The 15824-nt window shown below is 68.3% G+C and carries 14 protein-coding genes; 9 read left to right on the plus strand and 5 right to left on the minus strand.

Annotated features, from left to right (window positions below):
• The first annotated feature begins 6 nt into the window (after nucleotides 1-6).
• The 3 genes from ACIQJ5_RS06990 to ACIQJ5_RS07000 all read left to right on the plus strand — a co-directional run bounded on the left by ACIQJ5_RS06990 (nucleotide 7) and on the right by ACIQJ5_RS07000 (nucleotide 2700).
• Complete coding sequence (locus ACIQJ5_RS06990; protein WP_231089955.1) at nucleotides 7-672, plus strand: ATP-dependent Clp protease proteolytic subunit; 666 nt, start codon at nucleotides 7-9, stop codon at nucleotides 670-672.
• A gap of 115 nt (nucleotides 673-787) precedes the next feature.
• Nucleotides 788-2056, plus strand: a complete 1269-nt coding sequence (gene clpX, locus ACIQJ5_RS06995; RefSeq protein ID WP_231089956.1) for an ATP-dependent Clp protease ATP-binding subunit ClpX — start codon at nucleotides 788-790, stop codon at nucleotides 2054-2056.
• Entirely contained in the window at nucleotides 2053-2700 is a 648-nt protein-coding gene (locus ACIQJ5_RS07000) for a hypothetical protein (protein WP_231089957.1), read from the plus strand. The genes clpX and ACIQJ5_RS07000 overlap by 4 nt, the downstream gene beginning before the upstream one ends.
• Nucleotides 2701-2965: 265 nt before the next feature.
• Here the strand turns inward: ACIQJ5_RS07000 and ACIQJ5_RS07005 are convergent, their stop codons facing one another.
• Together ACIQJ5_RS07005 and ACIQJ5_RS07010 are read right to left on the minus strand one after the other, a co-directional pair.
• The gene (locus tag ACIQJ5_RS07005) at nucleotides 2966-3463 is read right to left on the minus strand and encodes a GyrI-like domain-containing protein (RefSeq protein WP_231089958.1); all 498 of its coding nucleotides are present in this window, start codon (nucleotides 3461-3463) and stop codon (nucleotides 2966-2968) included.
• Nucleotides 3464-3517: 54 nt separating this feature from the next.
• Entirely contained in the window at nucleotides 3518-5566 is a 2049-nt protein-coding gene (locus ACIQJ5_RS07010) for a M3 family metallopeptidase (protein WP_402842288.1), read from the minus strand.
• A 243-nt stretch (nucleotides 5567-5809) separates the two neighbouring features.
• Between ACIQJ5_RS07010 and ACIQJ5_RS07015 the strand changes: the two genes are divergently transcribed.
• Together ACIQJ5_RS07015 and ACIQJ5_RS07020 are read left to right on the plus strand one after the other, a co-directional pair.
• Nucleotides 5810-6463 carry an ArsR/SmtB family transcription factor gene (locus ACIQJ5_RS07015; protein ID WP_402842291.1) on the plus strand — a complete coding sequence of 218 codons (654 nt, stop codon included), beginning with the start codon at nucleotides 5810-5812 and terminating at the stop codon, nucleotides 6461-6463.
• A complete protein-coding gene (locus ACIQJ5_RS07020; protein ID WP_402842294.1) occupies nucleotides 6463-6702 on the plus strand; it encodes a hypothetical protein in 240 nt (79 codons plus the stop codon). Before ACIQJ5_RS07015 ends, ACIQJ5_RS07020 begins: the two co-directional genes overlap by 1 nt.
• A 191-nt stretch (nucleotides 6703-6893) precedes the next feature.
• Here ACIQJ5_RS07020 and ACIQJ5_RS07025 read toward each other — a convergent pair whose 3' ends face one another.
• From ACIQJ5_RS07025 to ACIQJ5_RS07035, 3 genes are all read right to left on the minus strand, one after another.
• Entirely contained in the window at nucleotides 6894-7115 is a 222-nt protein-coding gene (locus ACIQJ5_RS07025; protein ID WP_402842297.1) for a hypothetical protein, read from the minus strand.
• Entirely contained in the window at nucleotides 7112-9685 is a 2574-nt protein-coding gene (valS, locus tag ACIQJ5_RS07030; RefSeq protein WP_402842300.1) for a valine--tRNA ligase, read from the minus strand. The genes ACIQJ5_RS07025 and valS overlap by 4 nt, the downstream gene beginning before the upstream one ends.
• Nucleotides 9686-9769: 84 nt before the next feature.
• The gene (locus ACIQJ5_RS07035) at nucleotides 9770-10429 is read right to left on the minus strand and encodes a pentapeptide repeat-containing protein (RefSeq protein WP_402842303.1); all 660 of its coding nucleotides are present in this window, start codon (nucleotides 10427-10429) and stop codon (nucleotides 9770-9772) included.
• Between the two features lie 304 nt (nucleotides 10430-10733).
• On the opposite strand from ACIQJ5_RS07035, the gene ACIQJ5_RS07040 reads away from it, so the two are divergent.
• From ACIQJ5_RS07040 to ACIQJ5_RS07055, 4 genes are read left to right on the plus strand one after another with little or no spacing between them, the layout of a single operon-like run.
• The gene (locus ACIQJ5_RS07040) at nucleotides 10734-12380 is read left to right on the plus strand and encodes an ABC transporter substrate-binding protein (RefSeq protein WP_402842306.1); all 1647 of its coding nucleotides are present in this window, start codon (nucleotides 10734-10736) and stop codon (nucleotides 12378-12380) included.
• Between the two features lie 37 nt (nucleotides 12381-12417).
• Complete coding sequence (locus ACIQJ5_RS07045) at nucleotides 12418-13365, plus strand: ABC transporter permease (RefSeq protein ID WP_231089966.1); 948 nt, start codon at nucleotides 12418-12420, stop codon at nucleotides 13363-13365.
• Nucleotides 13362-14165, plus strand: a complete 804-nt coding sequence (locus ACIQJ5_RS07050; protein WP_402842310.1) for an ABC transporter permease — start codon at nucleotides 13362-13364, stop codon at nucleotides 14163-14165. Before ACIQJ5_RS07045 ends, ACIQJ5_RS07050 begins: the two co-directional genes overlap by 4 nt.
• Entirely contained in the window at nucleotides 14162-15718 is a 1557-nt protein-coding gene (locus ACIQJ5_RS07055) for an ATP-binding cassette domain-containing protein (RefSeq protein ID WP_402842313.1), read from the plus strand. Before ACIQJ5_RS07050 ends, ACIQJ5_RS07055 begins: the two co-directional genes overlap by 4 nt.
• Nucleotides 15719-15824 lie beyond the last annotated feature (106 nt).

A 15824-nucleotide genomic window follows, 5' to 3' on the forward strand; every position in this document is an offset into this window, starting at 1 on the left:
ACTCCTATGAACATGCCGACCTTCGGCCTCCCGCAGGGCGTGGCAATGCCGTCCTCGCGCTACATCCTCCCGCAGTACGAGGAGCGCACGGCGTACGGCTACAAGCGCCAGGACCCCTACAACAAGCTGTTCGAAGACCGCGTGATCTTCCTCGGCGTGCAGGTGGACGATGCCTCCGCCGACGACGTCATGGCGCAGCTGCTCGTGCTGGAGAGCCAGGACGCGGACCGCGACATCACGATGTACATCAACTCGCCCGGTGGCTCGTTCACCGCGATGACGGCGATCTACGACACCATGCAGTACGTGGCCCCCGACATCCAGACGGTGGTGCTCGGTCAGGCGGCATCCGCGGCCTCCGTGCTCCTCGCTGCCGGAACGCCCGGCAAGCGTCTGGCACTGCCGAACGCCCGCGTGCTGATGCACCAGCCCGCCGTCGGCGAAGCCGGACACGGCCAGGCATCGGACATCGAGATCCAGGCCGCGGAGATCCTCCGCATGCGCACGTGGCTCGAGGAGACGATGGCGCGCCACACCGGCCGTCCGGCTGCCGAGGTGCACAAGGACATCGACCGCGACAAGATCCTCTCCGCCCAGCAGGCGCTGGAGTACGGCATCGTCGACCAGGTCCTGACGTCGCGCAAGCGCACGACGCCCGCACTCACCAAGTGAGTCACCACGGATGCCCGGCCCGTGTGGCCGGGCATCCGTCGTTTCATGTCGGATATCCCCTCGGATGTCCGAGGGTGCGGTTAGGCTCGAAGCAATCGTTGATCAGGGAGGCGACATGGCACGGATCGGTGAAAGCGCCGATGTCTTCAAGTGCTCGTTCTGCGGAAAGAGCCAGAAGCAGGTGCAACAGCTGATCGCCGGACCCGGCGTCTACATCTGCGACGAGTGCGTGGAGCTGTGCAACGAAATCATCGAGGAGCGGATGGCGGAGTCGGCCTCCGGCACCGTCGCCGAGTTCGACTTGCCCAAGCCTCGTGAGATCTTCTCGTTCCTCGATGAGTACGTCATCGGCCAGCTGCAGGCCAAGCGTGCGCTCTCGGTGGCCGTGTACAACCACTACAAGCGCGTTCGCGCCCGCAGCGCCCTCCAGCCGGCCGAGCAGAAGGCCGACGACATCGAGATCGCCAAGAGCAACATCCTGATGATCGGCCCCACCGGTTGCGGGAAGACCTATCTCGCCCAGACGCTTGCCAAGCGGCTCAACGTGCCGTTCGCGGTCGCGGACGCCACCGCGCTGACGGAGGCGGGCTACGTGGGCGAGGATGTGGAGAACATCCTCCTCAAGCTCATCCAGGCGGCTGACTACGACGTCAAGCGGGCTGAGACCGGGATCATCTACATCGACGAAGTCGACAAGATCGCCCGCAAGGCTGAGAACCCCTCCATCACGCGTGACGTGTCGGGCGAGGGTGTGCAGCAGGCTCTGCTGAAGATCCTCGAAGGCACCGTGGCGTCGGTGCCCCCGCAGGGCGGTCGCAAGCATCCGCACCAGGAGTTCATCCAGATCGACACCACCAATGTGCTGTTCATCGTGGCGGGAGCCTTCGCGGGACTGGAAGACATCGTGTCCGCTCGTGTGGGCAAGCACGGCGTCGGCTTCGGTGCACCGCTGCACGACAAGAGCGCGACCCAGGACATCTTCGCGGACGTCCTGCCCGAGGACCTGCACAAGTTCGGTCTGATCCCGGAGTTCATTGGTCGTCTGCCCGTCGTGGCATCGGTGTCGCCCCTCGACCAGGAGGCGTTGATGGAGATCCTCACCGTTCCGCGCAACGCTCTGGTCAAGCAGTATCAGCGCATGTTCGAGCTGGACGGTGTGGAACTCGATTTCGACGACGATGCGCTGCGCGCGATCGCCGACCTCGCCGTCGAACGGAAGACCGGAGCTCGCGGCCTCCGCGCGATCCTCGAAGACGTGCTCGGGCCGATCATGTTCGAGATCCCCTCCGCCGATGATGTCGCCAAGGTCATCGTGACGCGTGCAGCCGTCGACGATGGCGACGCTCCCACTGTGATCCTCAAGGAGAACCGCAAGAGCGCATGAGCGAGCGCTACGCGGCGATTCGCGCGCTCTGGGAGATCGAGTCCACGGCGCGAATCGGTTACCCGGGCGACGTCCTCGACGACTGGCTGCGTCGCTTCGGTGCCGTCCCGGCTGCGCTGCGCGAGTACTACACGACACTCGGCGCTCACGTCGGAATGAACCATACGCAGGATCAGCTTGTCGCCCCAGCGAACACGCCCGGCACCGTGTACCGGATCGACGGCGACGACGCCACCGACGTGCTCGTCTTCTACGTCGAGAATCAGCTGGCCCTGCAGTGGGGCGTCCTCGCCGCCGACTGCGTCGAGGACGATCCGGCGGTTCAGGTCCTCCGCGACGGGGAATGGGAACCCACGGGCGATTGCGTGAGCACCTTCCTGACCGCCCAGGCGCATCTGCAGCGGCTCTACGCATATGAAGACTGGAGCGAAGAGTTCCTCGCTATCGACCGTGAGGGATGGGGTCGGCTGCGGGACTTCCTCCCCGCTCGGGGAATCGTTGCCGACCTCTACGGCGGGGTCGAGTTCTTCGGTGGCCCCGGAGTGGTGCTCGCCTTCTTCCGGGACAGCTCTTCGGTCGTCTTCGGGTGCGCCGACGCGCAGCTCCTGAACTCATTGTTCGCATACTTCGCCCGCATGGGCTGAGTTTCGCACGTCCGGTTCCCGCGCCGGCGCGGTCGGCGGGCGGGCCGCCGGGGCACCCGGTGAGAGTTGTTCGCCCGCGGTAGCTGATCTCGCAGCTCCGGTTCCCGTGCTGGTGCGGTCGGCTGGAGGTTGCCTGCGCCGGTCGTTTCCGATCAGCGGCGGAGCGTCAGCGTCGGGTTCCCGCGCCGCTGCGGCTGTATTGGCGGCCCGTCCGGCCAACCTGCGCGACGTTGTCCGCCGGCACCGGCTGGGATCGCCGCCCGGCTCAGCGCAGCGGCAGCATCAGGTCCGTGCGCAACTCCTCGGCGGGGGTCGCCGACGGGTCACTGACGTACACCTCTGTCCAGTCTCCGCGCGTCTGCCCCTGCGCGGACGCGAAGTCGGTGAGCGTCGTCCAGGCTGACGGGAGGTGGTCGAAGGGACCGATCGCGGACAGGATCGCCGTCCGGGCAGCGGGAATCGCCCCGGTGGTCACCGTGAGATCGCCGGTCGTGTAGATCGTGGGCATACCTTCGACGGGGAATCCCACCTCGAGATCGAACTCGCCGTGCGGGTCGCCGATGTACCGGCCGAACGGGGCTCCGTTCGGCGTCATCGCGCCTTCGGCGATCGCCTGGCGGAGCGCTCCGAACGCGCCGTCATAGATCGATGACAGCGCCGCCATGGTGATGCCGCGGAAGCGGATCACTGCGGTGGCGATCTCGGAGACCTCCACGATCGTGGGGGCGGTGAACGGTTCGCGCGAAGCGGGCAGCAGGGTCATCGTCGTCCTTTCTCAGCGCCCGACATTACGGGATGCGCGGCCGCCGCGGAAGCCTCAGTCCACAAGCCCCCGTCGCGCGAGCAGCGGGCCGATCTGCGGATCGCGGCCCCGGAAGTCGCGGTACGCCTCGCGAGGATCTTTCGCGCCGCCGACTCCCAGCAGGCGCTCCCGGAAGCGGTCACCGCCTGCGCGGCTCAGACCGCCGTTGTCTGCGAACCACTCCACGGTGTCGGCGTCCATGACCTCGGACCAGATGTACGAGTAGTATCCGGCTGAGTAGCCCCCCGCGAACACGTGTGAGAAGTACGCCGTCGAGTAGCGTGTCGGCACCGTGTCCGAGGCCAGCCCGATCTCAGCGAGCGCCGCAGCCTCGAACGCGTCGATGCTGTCGACCATCTCGGCCTCCGCTGAACTCAGCGAGTGCCAGGCGAAGTCGAGCCAGGCCGCGGCAAGATACTCGGAGGTCTGGAAGCCCTGGTTGAACGTCTCGGCCGCGTTCAGGCGATCGATGACGCTCCGATCGATCGGCTCGCCCGTCTCGACGTGACGGGCGTAATTGTCGAGCACCTCGGGCCACAGCATCCACATCTCGTTGACCTGGCTCGGAAACTCGACGAAGTCGCGGAACACGTTCGTGCCCGAGAACATCGGGTACCGCGTTCGCGCGAACAGGCCGTGCAGCGCATGGCCGAACTCGTGGAAGAGCGTCGACACCTCATCGAAGGCGAGCAGAGTGGGCCCCTCGGTGGGCTTCGGGACGTTGAGGTTGTTCATCACGACCGGGAGGGTGCCTTCGAGATCGCTCTGCTCGACGATCGGATTCATCCAGGCGCCGCCGCGCTTGGTGTCGCGGGTGAAGAGGTCGAGTGCGTAGAGGCCCACCACCGTCCCGTCGTCGTCGCGGACTTCGAAGACCCGCACGTCGGGGTGATAGGTCGGAAGATCATCGCGTTCGTGGAACGTGACGCCGTATGCACGGGTGGCGGCGTAGAACACGCCGTCCTGCAGCACGCGGGTGGCCTCGAACCACGGGCGCAGTGCGGCCGTGTCGACGTCATACTCAGCTGCGCGGACCTTCTCGGTGTAGAACGCCCAGTCCGAGGCTTCGAGTGGCCGGGCTGCCTCGGACGCATCCAGCATCTGCTGCAACAGCTCACGCTCCGCACGTGCGTTGCGAGCCGCTGCCGGTGCCAGCCGCCGCAGCATGGCAGTGACCGCCTCGGGAGAGCCGGCCGTCTCGTCCGCGGTGACGTAGGCAGCGTGATTCGGATACCCCAGCAGCTCCGCACGGCGGGCACGCAATCGCACGATCTCCAGCACGAGATCCGCGTTGTCCCACGCGTTGCCACGGTGACCGCGCGAACGAGACGCGGCCATGATGCGACGGCGCGTCTGCGGGTCGGTGAGCACGGCGAGCGACGGGTGCCCGGTGAAGTTCATGAGGGTCAGAAGGTAGCCCGGCCGGCCGCGCTCGTCGGCTGCGGCCTTCAGCGCTGCGAGTTCCGCGTCGGTGAGGCCGTCCAGATCTGCGGCATCGTCGAAGTGGACGGCGAGGTCGTTCGTGTCGGCGAGCAGGTTCTTCTCGAACTGCGTGGTCAGGACCGACAGGCGTGCGTTCAGGGCCGTCAGGTCCGCCTTCGCGGCGTCGTCGAGAGCAGCACCGGCGTGCGTCATCGTGCGATAGCGCCGCTCCAGGAGGTAGGCGTCTTCGCCGGTGAGGCCGAGCGACTCGCGCTGCTCCCACAGCGTGCTGATGCGCTGGTACAGGTGCGCGTCGAGGGTGATCGCGTCGAAGTGCGCCGACATCAACGGTGCCAGCGTCTCCTCGATCGCCTGGATCTCCTCTGTCGCATCCGCGGAGCTCACGGTGAAGAAGGCGTTGGCAACCCGGCGCAGCATCCCGCCGCTGCGCTCCAGCGCCACGAGCGTGTTCTCGAACGTCGGCATCGAGCGCACCCGCGTGATCGCGTCGATCTCGCCCCGATGCTGCGCGAACGCCGCCTCGAACGCCGGCAGGTAGTGCTCCGGCCGGATGCGGTCGTATGGCGGAACTTCGTAGGGGAGGGATGACGGAACGAGCAGGGGATTGGCGTCGACGGTCATCCTGCCACCCTATCCGCGCACTCTCGCGTTTGCCGCTGCACGCGCGCCCCCGCCCGTGCTCGACACGCTGCGGCGGTGCTGGACGCCGTGCCGCGAGACGTCGTCTGCGGGTGACGATCGGCGCTACGCGGGCATTCTCTCGCACGCAGACGGAACTGCCGCGGGCCAGCAAGGAGCGTGCAGTTCCAAAGTCATTGCAAAGGAATGCTTGCAAAGAAGAACTTGCAAAGATATCTTTGCAACATGAGCAACGATGAGGGCGCCGAACGGCGGGAGATCGCGCCGCTGTCGAGCGCGGCCATGCGTGCGCTGTCGCACCCGCTGCGGGTGGAGATCATCGACATCCTCGGGCAGCGAGGGCCGCAGACGGCGAGCAGCCTCGGGCGACTGGTGGGGGAGTCCTCCGGAGCCACCAGCTATCACCTGCGAGCGTTGGCCAAGCACGGCATCGTTGTCGAGGTCCCGGATCGCGGCAGTGCTCGCGAGCGTTGGTGGGACGTGGATCCCGACGGACTCCGCCTGGACATCGCCACCGAGGCGACTTCCCCCGCCGGGCGCGCTGCCGCGGAGATCCTGACGACGGAGATGTTCCGGCGTCGCAACGCGCAGCTCATGGACTTCCTCCGCGCGAGCACCCGGGGCGGCGCGGACTTCTCGGATCGTGACGCGACTCTGGCGACGTCGAACATGCGCCTCACGCTGGAGCAGTTCGCGGTACTTCGCGACGAACTGGAAGCCGTGCTCACCCGTGCCAAGGCGATGGCGAAAGAGAACGGCGAGACCGGAGGCGTGCTCTACTCGGTGCGCACCGACGTGTTCCCGCTCGTGCTGGACGATGCACCCGAGTCGCGTCACAACCACCCGCAACACCCCACGACGAACGAGGAGACGAACTGATGACCGGTGTTGCCGCACCCAGAACCACCATCATTCCCGTGGTGTACGGACCGCTCACCACGCCGACCCTGGTGCGGACGAATCGCGCGACGCTCGGTGAGCGCGGGATCCTCTCGCTTGCAGCCGCGGTGCAGCGCGCGATCGCGCGTCGTGTCGAGGTTCGCGCCCGGCGTGAATCCGCGCTCCACGCGCATCGGGAGACCGCCGCGGAGGCCTGGCGCTACCTCGGCACTCGCTGACGCGGGCCTCGTCACGGCGACGGTTCCGCTCGCACGGCCACCACTCCGCTCGCACCGGCGACAACTCCGCTCGCACCGGCGACAAACCGACTGGCGTCGGCAACTAGTGCACTCGCGTCCGTGGCGATTGCGACTGTGGGCGAGAGTCGCCGCAACGCGGTGATTCTCGCCCACAGGGGAACTCTCGCGGATCAGTCTTGCCAGGGACGACCGATCACGGAGCCGTCCGGGAGCTCAACCACCTCGACACCCGAGTCGAGTTCCGCCACAGCCCGGCCCTCCAGCCAGGTGAGCGTCCAATGGGATCCGGCGGGGGCGTCTGCGTCGGCCTGCGCGATCGCGTCACGCAGGGCGGCCGGCACGCTGGGCGGTGGGACGGTGCCTGCCGCCCAGCGGGTGCCGAGCTGCATCATGCCTCCGGGGTCGGAGCGAGTTCGATCTCCACGACCGCGAGCTCCGCGCCATCGACGAACTGCAGGTCCTCGATCCGGCCGACCGCCGCGAGATCGGCGGCGGCACTCGACAGCGCGACGCGCACCGCCTCGGGCGCCGCGACGATGGCGCGGGCCACCGGCGTCTTCTGGGACGCCTTGGCCTCCGTCTTCGCACGGCGGATGCCGATCAGCGCCGCACTCGCCGCGGTGAGGACGGCGGTGTCGCCACCGCGCTCGCCCGGGACGGGCCACGGCGCGGTGTGGATGGATCCCTCGTTGAACCAGGACCAGGATTCCTCGGTGGCGAACGAGATGACGGGTGCCAGCAGTCGCAGCAGGGCCGACAGCGCGATCCGCAGCGCCGCCACGGCCGATGCGCCCGTGGCGCCGCCCGCGTAGGCGCGCTCCTTCACCAGTTCCAGGTAGTCGTCGCAGAACGTCCAGAAGAACGACTCCGTGACCTCGAGCGCGCGAGCGTGGTCGTACTCGTCCAGAGCGCGCGTGGCATCGGCGATCACGGTGTCGAGGCCGGCGAGCATGCTGAGATCGAGCGCCTCGGTGACGGCGGCGTCGCCGGGGTCGCCGAAGGAGAGCACGAACTTGGCCGCGTTGAGGACCTTGATGGCGAGGCGGCGGCCGATCTTCACCTGCGTCGGGTTCTGCGGGTCGAACGCGGCGTCGGCACCGAGGCGGCTCGATGCTGCCCAGTAGCGGACGGCGTCGGTGCCGTGCTGAGTGAGGATGTCGGCCGGGGTGACCACGTTGCCCTTGGACTTGGACATCTTCTTACGGTCCGGGTCCACGATGAAGCCCGAGATGGCAGCGTCCGTCCAGGGGGAGCGGTCGTCCTCAAGAGTGCTGCGCAGCATCGTGGAGAACAGCCACGTGCGGATGATGTCCTGGCCCTGCGGTCGCAGATCGAACGGGGACACCAGGTCCCAGAGCTCGGTGTCGCGCTCCCAGCCACCCGCCAGCTGGGGCGTGAGCGAGGACGTCGCCCAGGTGTCGAAGATGTCCATCTCGCCGTCGAAGCCGCCGGCCTGGCCGCGCTGGTCCTCGGTGTACCCCGCGGGCACATCCGTGGTCGGGTCGATCGGCAGCTGCGCGACATCGGGGACGAGCACCCGGTCGTAGTCCCGTTCTCCGTTCTCATCCAGGGCGTACCACACCGGAATCGGCACGCCGAAGAAGCGCTGGCGCGAGACCAGCCAGTCTCCGGTCAGGCCGCCGACCCAGTTCTCGTAGCGCACACGCATGAAGTCCGGGTGCCAGTTCAGCTCACGACCGAGCTCGACGAGCCGCTCACGCAACTGCGGGTCGCGGGCGCCGTTTCGGATGTACCACTGGCGGGTGGAGACGATCTCCAGCGGCCGGTCGCCCTTCTCGAAGAACTTGACCGGGTGGGTGAACGGCCGCGGATCGCCGAGCATCTCGCCCGAAGCCTGCAGCAGCTCCACCATCTGCTTCTTGGCGCTGAACACCGTCTTGCCGACGAGTTCTCCGTACGCGGCGATCCCGGCCTCGGACGTGATCGCCTCGGGCCGCTCCTCCACGATGCGCCCGTCCTTGCCGATGATGGTGCGGTTGGGCAGATCCAGCTCGCGCCACCAGATGATGTCGGTCACGTCACCGAAGGTGCAGACCATTGCGATGCCCTTGCCCTTGTCCGGCTGTGCCAGGTGGTGCGCGAGGACGGGCACTTCGACGCCGAACACCGGGCTCGTGACGGTGCTGCCGAACAGCGGCTGGTAGCGCTCGTCGTCGGGGTGGGCCACGAGCGCGACGCACGCTGCAAGCAGCTCCGGTCGCGTCGTGTCGATCTCGACGTCGCCGCTCGGGCCGTGGAAGACCAGCGTGTGGTAGGCGGACGGCTGCTCGCGGTCTTCGAGCTCGGCCTGTGCGATCGCCGACCGGAAGTCGATGTCCCACAGCGTGGGCGCCAGGTCCTGGTACGCCTCACCGCGCTCCAGGTTGCGCAGGAACGCCAGCTGGCTGGTGCGGATCGTGTCGTCGGAGATCGTCCGGTAGGTCTGCGTCCAGTCCACGGAGAGACCGAGCTGACGGAAGACCGCCTCGAACTGCTTCTCGTCCTCGACGGTCAGCTCTTCGCACAGCTCGATGAAGTTGCGGCGCGAGATCGGCTGCTGGTCCGCAGCCTTGGAGGACTTGTTGTCCCCGCCGCGGAACGGGGGAATGAAGTCGGGGTCGTACGGCAGCGACGGGTCACACCGCACGCCGTAGTAGTTCTGCACGCGGCGCTCCGTGGGAAGTCCGTTGTCGTCCCATCCCATCGGGTAGAACACGCTCTTGCCGCGCATGCGCTCGAAGCGCGCCTTGATGTCGGTGTGCGTGAACGAGAACGCATGACCGATGTGGAGGCTGCCCGAAGCGGTCGGCGGCGGGGTGTCGATGGAGTACACGGACGCGCGACCCTGCGCGGACGCCGCGCCGCGATCGAACCGGTAGACACCGGTCTGCTCCCACTGCTCGGACCACTTGGCCTCGAGACCTTCGAGGGCGGGCTTGTCGGGAATCTGCGCGTCGGCCATGGGGTCTCCAGAGGCGATATGTGCGGCACCGTGTGAGCGTGCCTGAGTGTTTGGGAGAGACCAGTCTACGTGCTCGTGCGTCGCTCAGTCCGTCACGTACACGCCGAGAGCGGTCGCGAGAGCAGTCGCGGCGAGCTGGGCCTGGAGGGAGGTGATCGTCGCCCCGGCGAGCCCGCGCGGGTCGAGATGGTGCCCGATGTCCAGACCGCGCAGGTCGACGTCGGTGTTGCGCGTCTCACGGAGGTCGAGTTCGTCGACGCGGGAATCGGCGAACCGTACGCGTGTGAGCGAGGCGGCGGGCGCGTCGAGCGACCCGAAAACAGTACGCGACACCTCGACGTCCGCGGCGGAGGCCCGCCCGGCGCTGAGGTAGTCGACCCGGGAATCCTCGATGATCAACTCGGAGATCTCGGCGTCCGCGAGGTCCAGACTGCCGATGCGGCTGGAGCGAATCCGCACGCGCCGAAGGTGGGAGCCGCGCAGCGAAAGCGACGCGATCTGAACGGTGTCGAACTCGAGGTCGCGCAATCCGCCGTGGGCTGCGTCCAGGCGATCGATCGTCCCTCCGGCGAACCGTGAGCCGCTGAGGTCGGCGTACGGCGCGTCGAATGCTCCGCGCGCGTCGGCCCACTCGACCTCCTCCGCGGTGATGCCACGGCGCGGCTGGGGGCCGGGCTCGAACTCGGCGGGGAGATCGGGAGCGGCAGCCTGTGGTGGGCGGAGAGGGCGTGATGTGCGAGCCATGCGGGCAGTCTAGGGACGGCATCGGACAAACAAGGAATGGAATGGGTCGAGGTCCGGGGTCAGGGGACTGCGTGAATCGCGACGGTGGCAACCGCCGTGCGCGAGAGGCGACGATTCATGCTTGCGCTACACCGAGCGGGAGGGGTGCCGCGCCCGACCCGAACGGGCGCGGCACCGTGTCGCGGAGGATCTCACGTCGACGTCCGGCCGCTGGAGGGCCGGTGCGGTAATTGCACCGCGTCCAACAACCGTAGCGGATGCGGTAGGTTGGATGCATCCCTGACCCGCAATCCGAGGATCCCGCATGTCTGCTCGTTCCGTCGGCCGCCGAGTGCTGGCCGCGCTGTCTCTGACCGTCGCTGCGACGATCGTTCTCGCCGGCTGCGCCGGATCCGATGCGCCCGCATCGGGCGGGACCGGCTCCGCCGACGGGACCGCCCCTTCGGGTGAGCTCACCTGGGCCATCGCCGGCGCCACCCTGTCCGAGGGACACATGGATCCGCAGACGAGCCAGATGGATGTGACCGCCATGGTGCAGCGCGTCGTCTTCGATTCCCTGGTCTTCCAGAACGCGGATGGTTCCTTCTCGCCGTGGCTCGCCAGCGCGTGGGAGGTCTCCGAGGACGGACGCAGCTACACGTTCACCCTGCGTGACGACGTCACGTTCACGGACGGCGAGAAGTTCGACGCCGCGGCGGTGAAGGCGAACTTCGATCGCATCGTGGCCCCCGACACGGCTTCGGCGCAGGCTGCGAGCATGCTGGGCGGAGAGAACTACGCGGGAACCACCGTCATCGACGACACGACCGTTCGCGTGGACTTCCACGAGCCCTACGCGCCGTTCCTGCAGGCTGCGAGCACGCCGCTGCTCGGTTTCTACTCGCCCCGTGTGCTCACCGAGTCTCTCGACAAGCTCAAGGCCGGGGGTCCGGATGTGACCGTGGGCACGGGGCCCTACGTCCTGAGCGAGTACACCGCTGATCAGGAGATCGTGTACACCGCGAATCCTGACTACGCCTGGGGGCCGCAGGGCCAGAAGACGCCGTCCGTCCAGACGCTGCGCGTCTCCCTCGTCCCCGAGCCCTCCGTACGCACCGGAATGGCGAACTCGGGAGAGGCTCAGCTGGTGAGCGAGCTGCCCCCGAGTTCGGTCGCAGAGCTCAACCCCGACCTGACCGTGGACACCAAGGCCTACCCGGGCATGCCGTACTCGCTGTTCCTCAATGAGAAGTACGGTGTGTTCGCCGATCAGAAGGTCCGTCAGGCTTTCGCGCTCGGGATCGACGTGGACAGCGCTGTCGAGTCGATCTTCGACGGCCAGTTCGAGCGCGCCTGGAGCGTGCTCGGCCCCACCACACCGATGTACGACGCGGCGATCGAGGGCACGTGGGCGTTCGATCCGAAGAAGGCGGAGGCACTCCTCGACGAAGCCGGGTGGACCGGCCGGGACGCGGACGGATACCGCACCAAGGACGGCAAGCGACTCAGCGCCCGCTGGATCGCGTGGACTCCGATCCCCGACGACCGCACGGCGCTCGGCAACGCCATCCAGTCGGATCTGAAGAAGATCGGCTTCGAGGTGGTTCGCGAAGCGCTCGAGCCCGGTGCTTACAACGAGCAGTACGGACCGAAGACCTATGACATCACCGACTGGGGCTTCTCGGGGGTGGATCCGGACTACCTGCGCTCGCATCTGGCGACCGACGGTTTCCAGAACGCCTCGCAGGTGTCCGACCCGGCAGTCGACGCACTCGTCGCGAAGGGCGCCGAGACGGTCGACCCGACCGAGCGGGCCGCGGTCTACACCGAACTGCAGGAGTGGAACGCCCAGCACGTCGCGATCGTGCCGCTCTACGTGCCTGCCCTCATCAGCGCGAGTGCTCCGTCGGTATCAGGACTGACGTTCGACCTGTACGGTCGCCCGCTCTTCTACGACGCCTCGATCGACTGAGTTGGTCAGGACGGCCCCGCGGCGGCGGCGCGACGGAGTGATCCGTCGCGCCGCCATCGGCGTGTTCGGGGGAGTGCTTCTGCTGTGGGTGGCCGCGACGGTCTCGTTTCTGCTCATGCGGGTGATCCCCGGCGATCCGGTGGCCGTCATGCTCGGTCCGCAGGCGAACGTGTCCGAAGAGGTCAAGCAGCGCCTGCGCGAGCAACTGGGCCTGGACCGTCCGCTGCCGCAGCAGTACCTGGACTACTTGGCCGGCTTGCTGCGCGGCGACTTCGGCGAGTCGTTCCAGCTGCGGCTGCCGGTCACCGAGGTGATCGGGCGGCAGCTCGGGGCCACGCTCCAGCTCACCCTCGCGGCGCTGGGAATCGCGCTGGCGCTGGTACTGATCGTCGCGATCGTGGCGCGCACGCGCCGCACCCGCGCGGTGGCCGCCACGGTGGAGCAGGTCCTGCTCGGTATGCCGGTGTTCTGGATCGGACTGATCCTGCTCTCGGTCTTCGCGTTCGGCCTCGGCTGGTTCCCGGTCTCGGGATCACGCCCGGGCTCGCTCGTGCTGCCCGCTCTCACGTTGGCCCTTCCCACCGCAGCGCTGCTGGGCCAGTTGCTGCGCGACGGCCTGGAGCAGGCGGAGCGATCGGAGTTCGCCGAGACGGTTCGCGCCCGTGGCGCCGGTGACGTGCGACTGTTCGCTCACCACACGCTCCGTCATGCCGCGGTGGGGACGCTGCCGATGGTCGCCTACCTGATCGGCTCGCTCCTCGGCGGCGCGGTGCTCGTGGAGACCGTGTTCGCGCGCCCCGGCCTCGGTCGTGTCACGCTGGCGGCGATCATGGACCGGGACGCTCCCGTGCTGAGCGGGGTTCTGCTGCTGAGCTGCGCCGTGTTCGTCGTGGTCTCGCTGTTGTCCGACCTGGCCGTTCCGCTCCTGGACCCGCGTCGGCGGGCACGCTCGGCTCGCCCGCGCGCGGCGGAGGATGCCGCATGATCCGCCGCGCGCTCCTCGCCGTTGCAGGTGTCTTCCTTCTCGTCCTTGTGGCCATGGCGGTGGCGCCGCAGCTCTTCACGACGGCCGATCCGCTGCTTGCCGACGTGAGCTCCCGGCTCCTGCCGCCGAGCGCCGATCACCTGTTCGGAACCGATCAGAGCGGACGCGACGTGTTTGCGCGGGTCGTCCACGGTGCGAGGTCGTCGCTGGGCGTGGGGGTCTTCGCGGTGATCGTGGCACTCGTCATCGGCACCCTGCTGGGGTGGCTCATCGGAAGTGCACCGCGCCCGGTGGACGCCGTGGTGATGCGCGTGATCGATCTCGCTCTCGCTGTTCCCGAGTTCCTCGTCGCCCTCGTCGTCGTGGCCCTTCTCGGCCCGGGCGCGGCGAACGTGGCCGTCGCGGTGACGCTGGCGGTGATCCCGATCTACGTTCGGTACGCGCGCGGTCACACGCGCGCCATCGCTGCGGAGGAACATGTGGAGGCGGCACGCATGCTGGGCCTTCCGGCGCTTACGGTCTCCGTGCGTCACGTGCTGCCCGCCGTCATGCGTCGGCTCACCGTGCTCGCAACGATCGGGATCGGAAGCACGATCCTCGCCGTGGCCGGTCTTGGCTTCCTCGGTCTCGGCGCTGGCGAGCCTGCGCCGGAGTGGGGGCTGATGCTCGCCGGCGGACGCAACGTGCTGGCGCGGGCGTGGTGGGTCACGCTGTTTCCGGGCCTGGCGATCACCCTGACCGTCGTATGCGCGAGCCTCATCGGCCGGGCCCTGCGTGAGCGAGTGGAGGGTCTTCGATGAGCGGAATCCGCCTGCAGGGCCTCGTCATCGCCGATGGCGCGGGCGAGCGCTCGCGCGAACTCGTCCGGGTCGACGAACTCCAGGTCGCCCCCGGGGAATGCGTCGCCGTCGTCGGCGAGTCCGGAGCTGGAAAATCGCTGCTGCTGCGTGCGCTGCTGGGGCTCGTTCCCCGGCCACTGCAGGTGAGCGCGGCACGGATGGATGTGGACGGGGTGGACATCGCGGGAGCCTCGGAGCGGGAGCTGCGGGCCGTTCGCGGGTCGCGGATCGCCCTGGTGGGCCAGGACGCCCTCGTCGCGCTCGACCCGCTGCGACGGGTCGCCGACGAGGTCTCCGAACCGCTGGCGATCCACACAGACCTGCGCCGGCGGGCGCGACGTGCTCGCGCGGTGGGGCTGCTCACCGACGTCGCGGTGGATCGACCGGCCCTGCGTGCTGCGCAGTATCCCCATGAGCTGTCGGGAGGCATGCGACAGCGCAGCCTGATCGCGTCCGCTCTGGCCGCGGACCCCCCGGTGCTCGCACTCGACGAGCCGACCACGGCCATCGATGCCACCGTGCAGCGTCGCGTCCTCGAGCTGGTGCGCTCGCTCGCGGATGACGGACGCGCGGTGGTGCTGGTCAGCCACGACATCGCCGCCGTGTCCGCGATCGCGGATCGTGTCGTGGTGATGCGGGACGGACACGTGGTCGAGAGTGGAGCCACCGCGAGTGTGATCGCGTCGCCCTCTCATCCCTATACCCGCGAGCTGCTGACGTCAGCGCGCCGTCGCGCACCGGAGCGGCGGATGATCGGCGACCGGGAGCTGCTGAGCGCGCACAACCTCACCCGCCGGTTCGCGCATACGGCTGCGGTAAGCGATGTGTCGCTCCGCCTGAACAACGCAGAGGTCGTCGGTGTCGTCGGCGAGTCCGGTTCGGGCAAGTCCACGCTGGTACGGATGCTGCTGGGGGCGGAACAGCCCGATGACGGCCGCGTGACGCTCGACGGGGCGGCATGGTCGCCCCTCCCGGAGTCGGCGCGCCGGAGCAGACGCACGCGGATCCAGCTCGTCGCACAGAATCCGCGCGGTGCCTTCCTGCCCACGTGGACGATCGGACGCACCATCGGCGAGGCGCTGGCGGCCGCAGGGGTGCCCCGGCGAGAGCATGCCGCTCGCATCGCGGAGCTGTTGGAGCGCGTGGAACTGGATCCCGCGTTCGCCGGGCGGCGACCCCGCACACTGTCCGGAGGCCAGCTCCAGCGGGCAGCCATCGCGCGTGCTCTCGCCGTGGCGCCGGACGTGCTGTTGCTGGATGAGCCGCTGTCCGCCCTGGACGTGTCCGTGGCCTCGCGGATCCTGGCGGTGCTGCGCCGGCTCCGGGATGAGGGGACGGCCATGGTACTGGTCTCCCATGACCTCGCCGTCGTGGGGGAACTCGCGGACCGGATCCTGGTGATGCGGGCCGGCCATGTCGTCGAAGAGGGTACGGCGACTGAGATCTTCTCCGCACCGGCGCATGCGTTCACGCGGGAACTGCTCGCGTCCCGGGCGGTGCTGCCGCCTTCCTAAATGAGATTCCCCTCATCTAGATGTCCATATCGCGCTTCCGGGGTCTGAGACGGATTATCGTCGTCGTGCAAGTGCCGTCCTCTCCGTCCCGCGTTCCGATCGCAGG

Source organism: Microbacterium sp. GXS0129, assembly GCF_044769785.1.
GTDB lineage: Bacteria > Actinomycetota > Actinomycetes > Actinomycetales > Microbacteriaceae > Microbacterium > Microbacterium nymphoidis.

Excerpts from the sequence above, each read along its gene's own strand:
- ACIQJ5_RS07020 (WP_402842294.1), top strand. The coding sequence starts at position 6,463 with ATGACCGGTGTTGCCGCACCCAGAACCACCATCATTCCCGTGGTGTAC.
- clpX (WP_231089956.1), top strand. The coding sequence starts at position 788 with ATGGCACGGATCGGTGAAAGCGCCGATGTCTTCAAGTGCTCGTTCTGC.
- ACIQJ5_RS07005 (WP_231089958.1), bottom strand. The coding sequence starts at position 3,463 with ATGACCCTGCTGCCCGCTTCGCGCGAACCGTTCACCGCCCCCACGATC.
- ACIQJ5_RS07035 (WP_402842303.1), bottom strand. The coding sequence starts at position 10,429 with ATGGCTCGCACATCACGCCCTCTCCGCCCACCACAGGCTGCCGCTCCC.
- ACIQJ5_RS07050 (WP_402842310.1), top strand. The coding sequence starts at position 13,362 with ATGATCCGCCGCGCGCTCCTCGCCGTTGCAGGTGTCTTCCTTCTCGTC.
- ACIQJ5_RS07055 (WP_402842313.1), top strand. The coding sequence starts at position 14,162 with ATGAGCGGAATCCGCCTGCAGGGCCTCGTCATCGCCGATGGCGCGGGC.
- ACIQJ5_RS07040 (WP_402842306.1), top strand. The coding sequence starts at position 10,734 with ATGTCTGCTCGTTCCGTCGGCCGCCGAGTGCTGGCCGCGCTGTCTCTG.
- ACIQJ5_RS06990 (WP_231089955.1), top strand. The coding sequence starts at position 7 with ATGAACATGCCGACCTTCGGCCTCCCGCAGGGCGTGGCAATGCCGTCC.
- ACIQJ5_RS07010 (WP_402842288.1), bottom strand. The coding sequence starts at position 5,566 with ATGACCGTCGACGCCAATCCCCTGCTCGTTCCGTCATCCCTCCCCTAC.
- ACIQJ5_RS07015 (WP_402842291.1), top strand. The coding sequence starts at position 5,810 with ATGAGCAACGATGAGGGCGCCGAACGGCGGGAGATCGCGCCGCTGTCG.
- valS (WP_402842300.1), bottom strand. The coding sequence starts at position 9,685 with ATGGCCGACGCGCAGATTCCCGACAAGCCCGCCCTCGAAGGTCTCGAG.
- ACIQJ5_RS07025 (WP_402842297.1), bottom strand. The coding sequence starts at position 7,115 with ATGATGCAGCTCGGCACCCGCTGGGCGGCAGGCACCGTCCCACCGCCC.
- ACIQJ5_RS07000 (WP_231089957.1), top strand. The coding sequence starts at position 2,053 with ATGAGCGAGCGCTACGCGGCGATTCGCGCGCTCTGGGAGATCGAGTCC.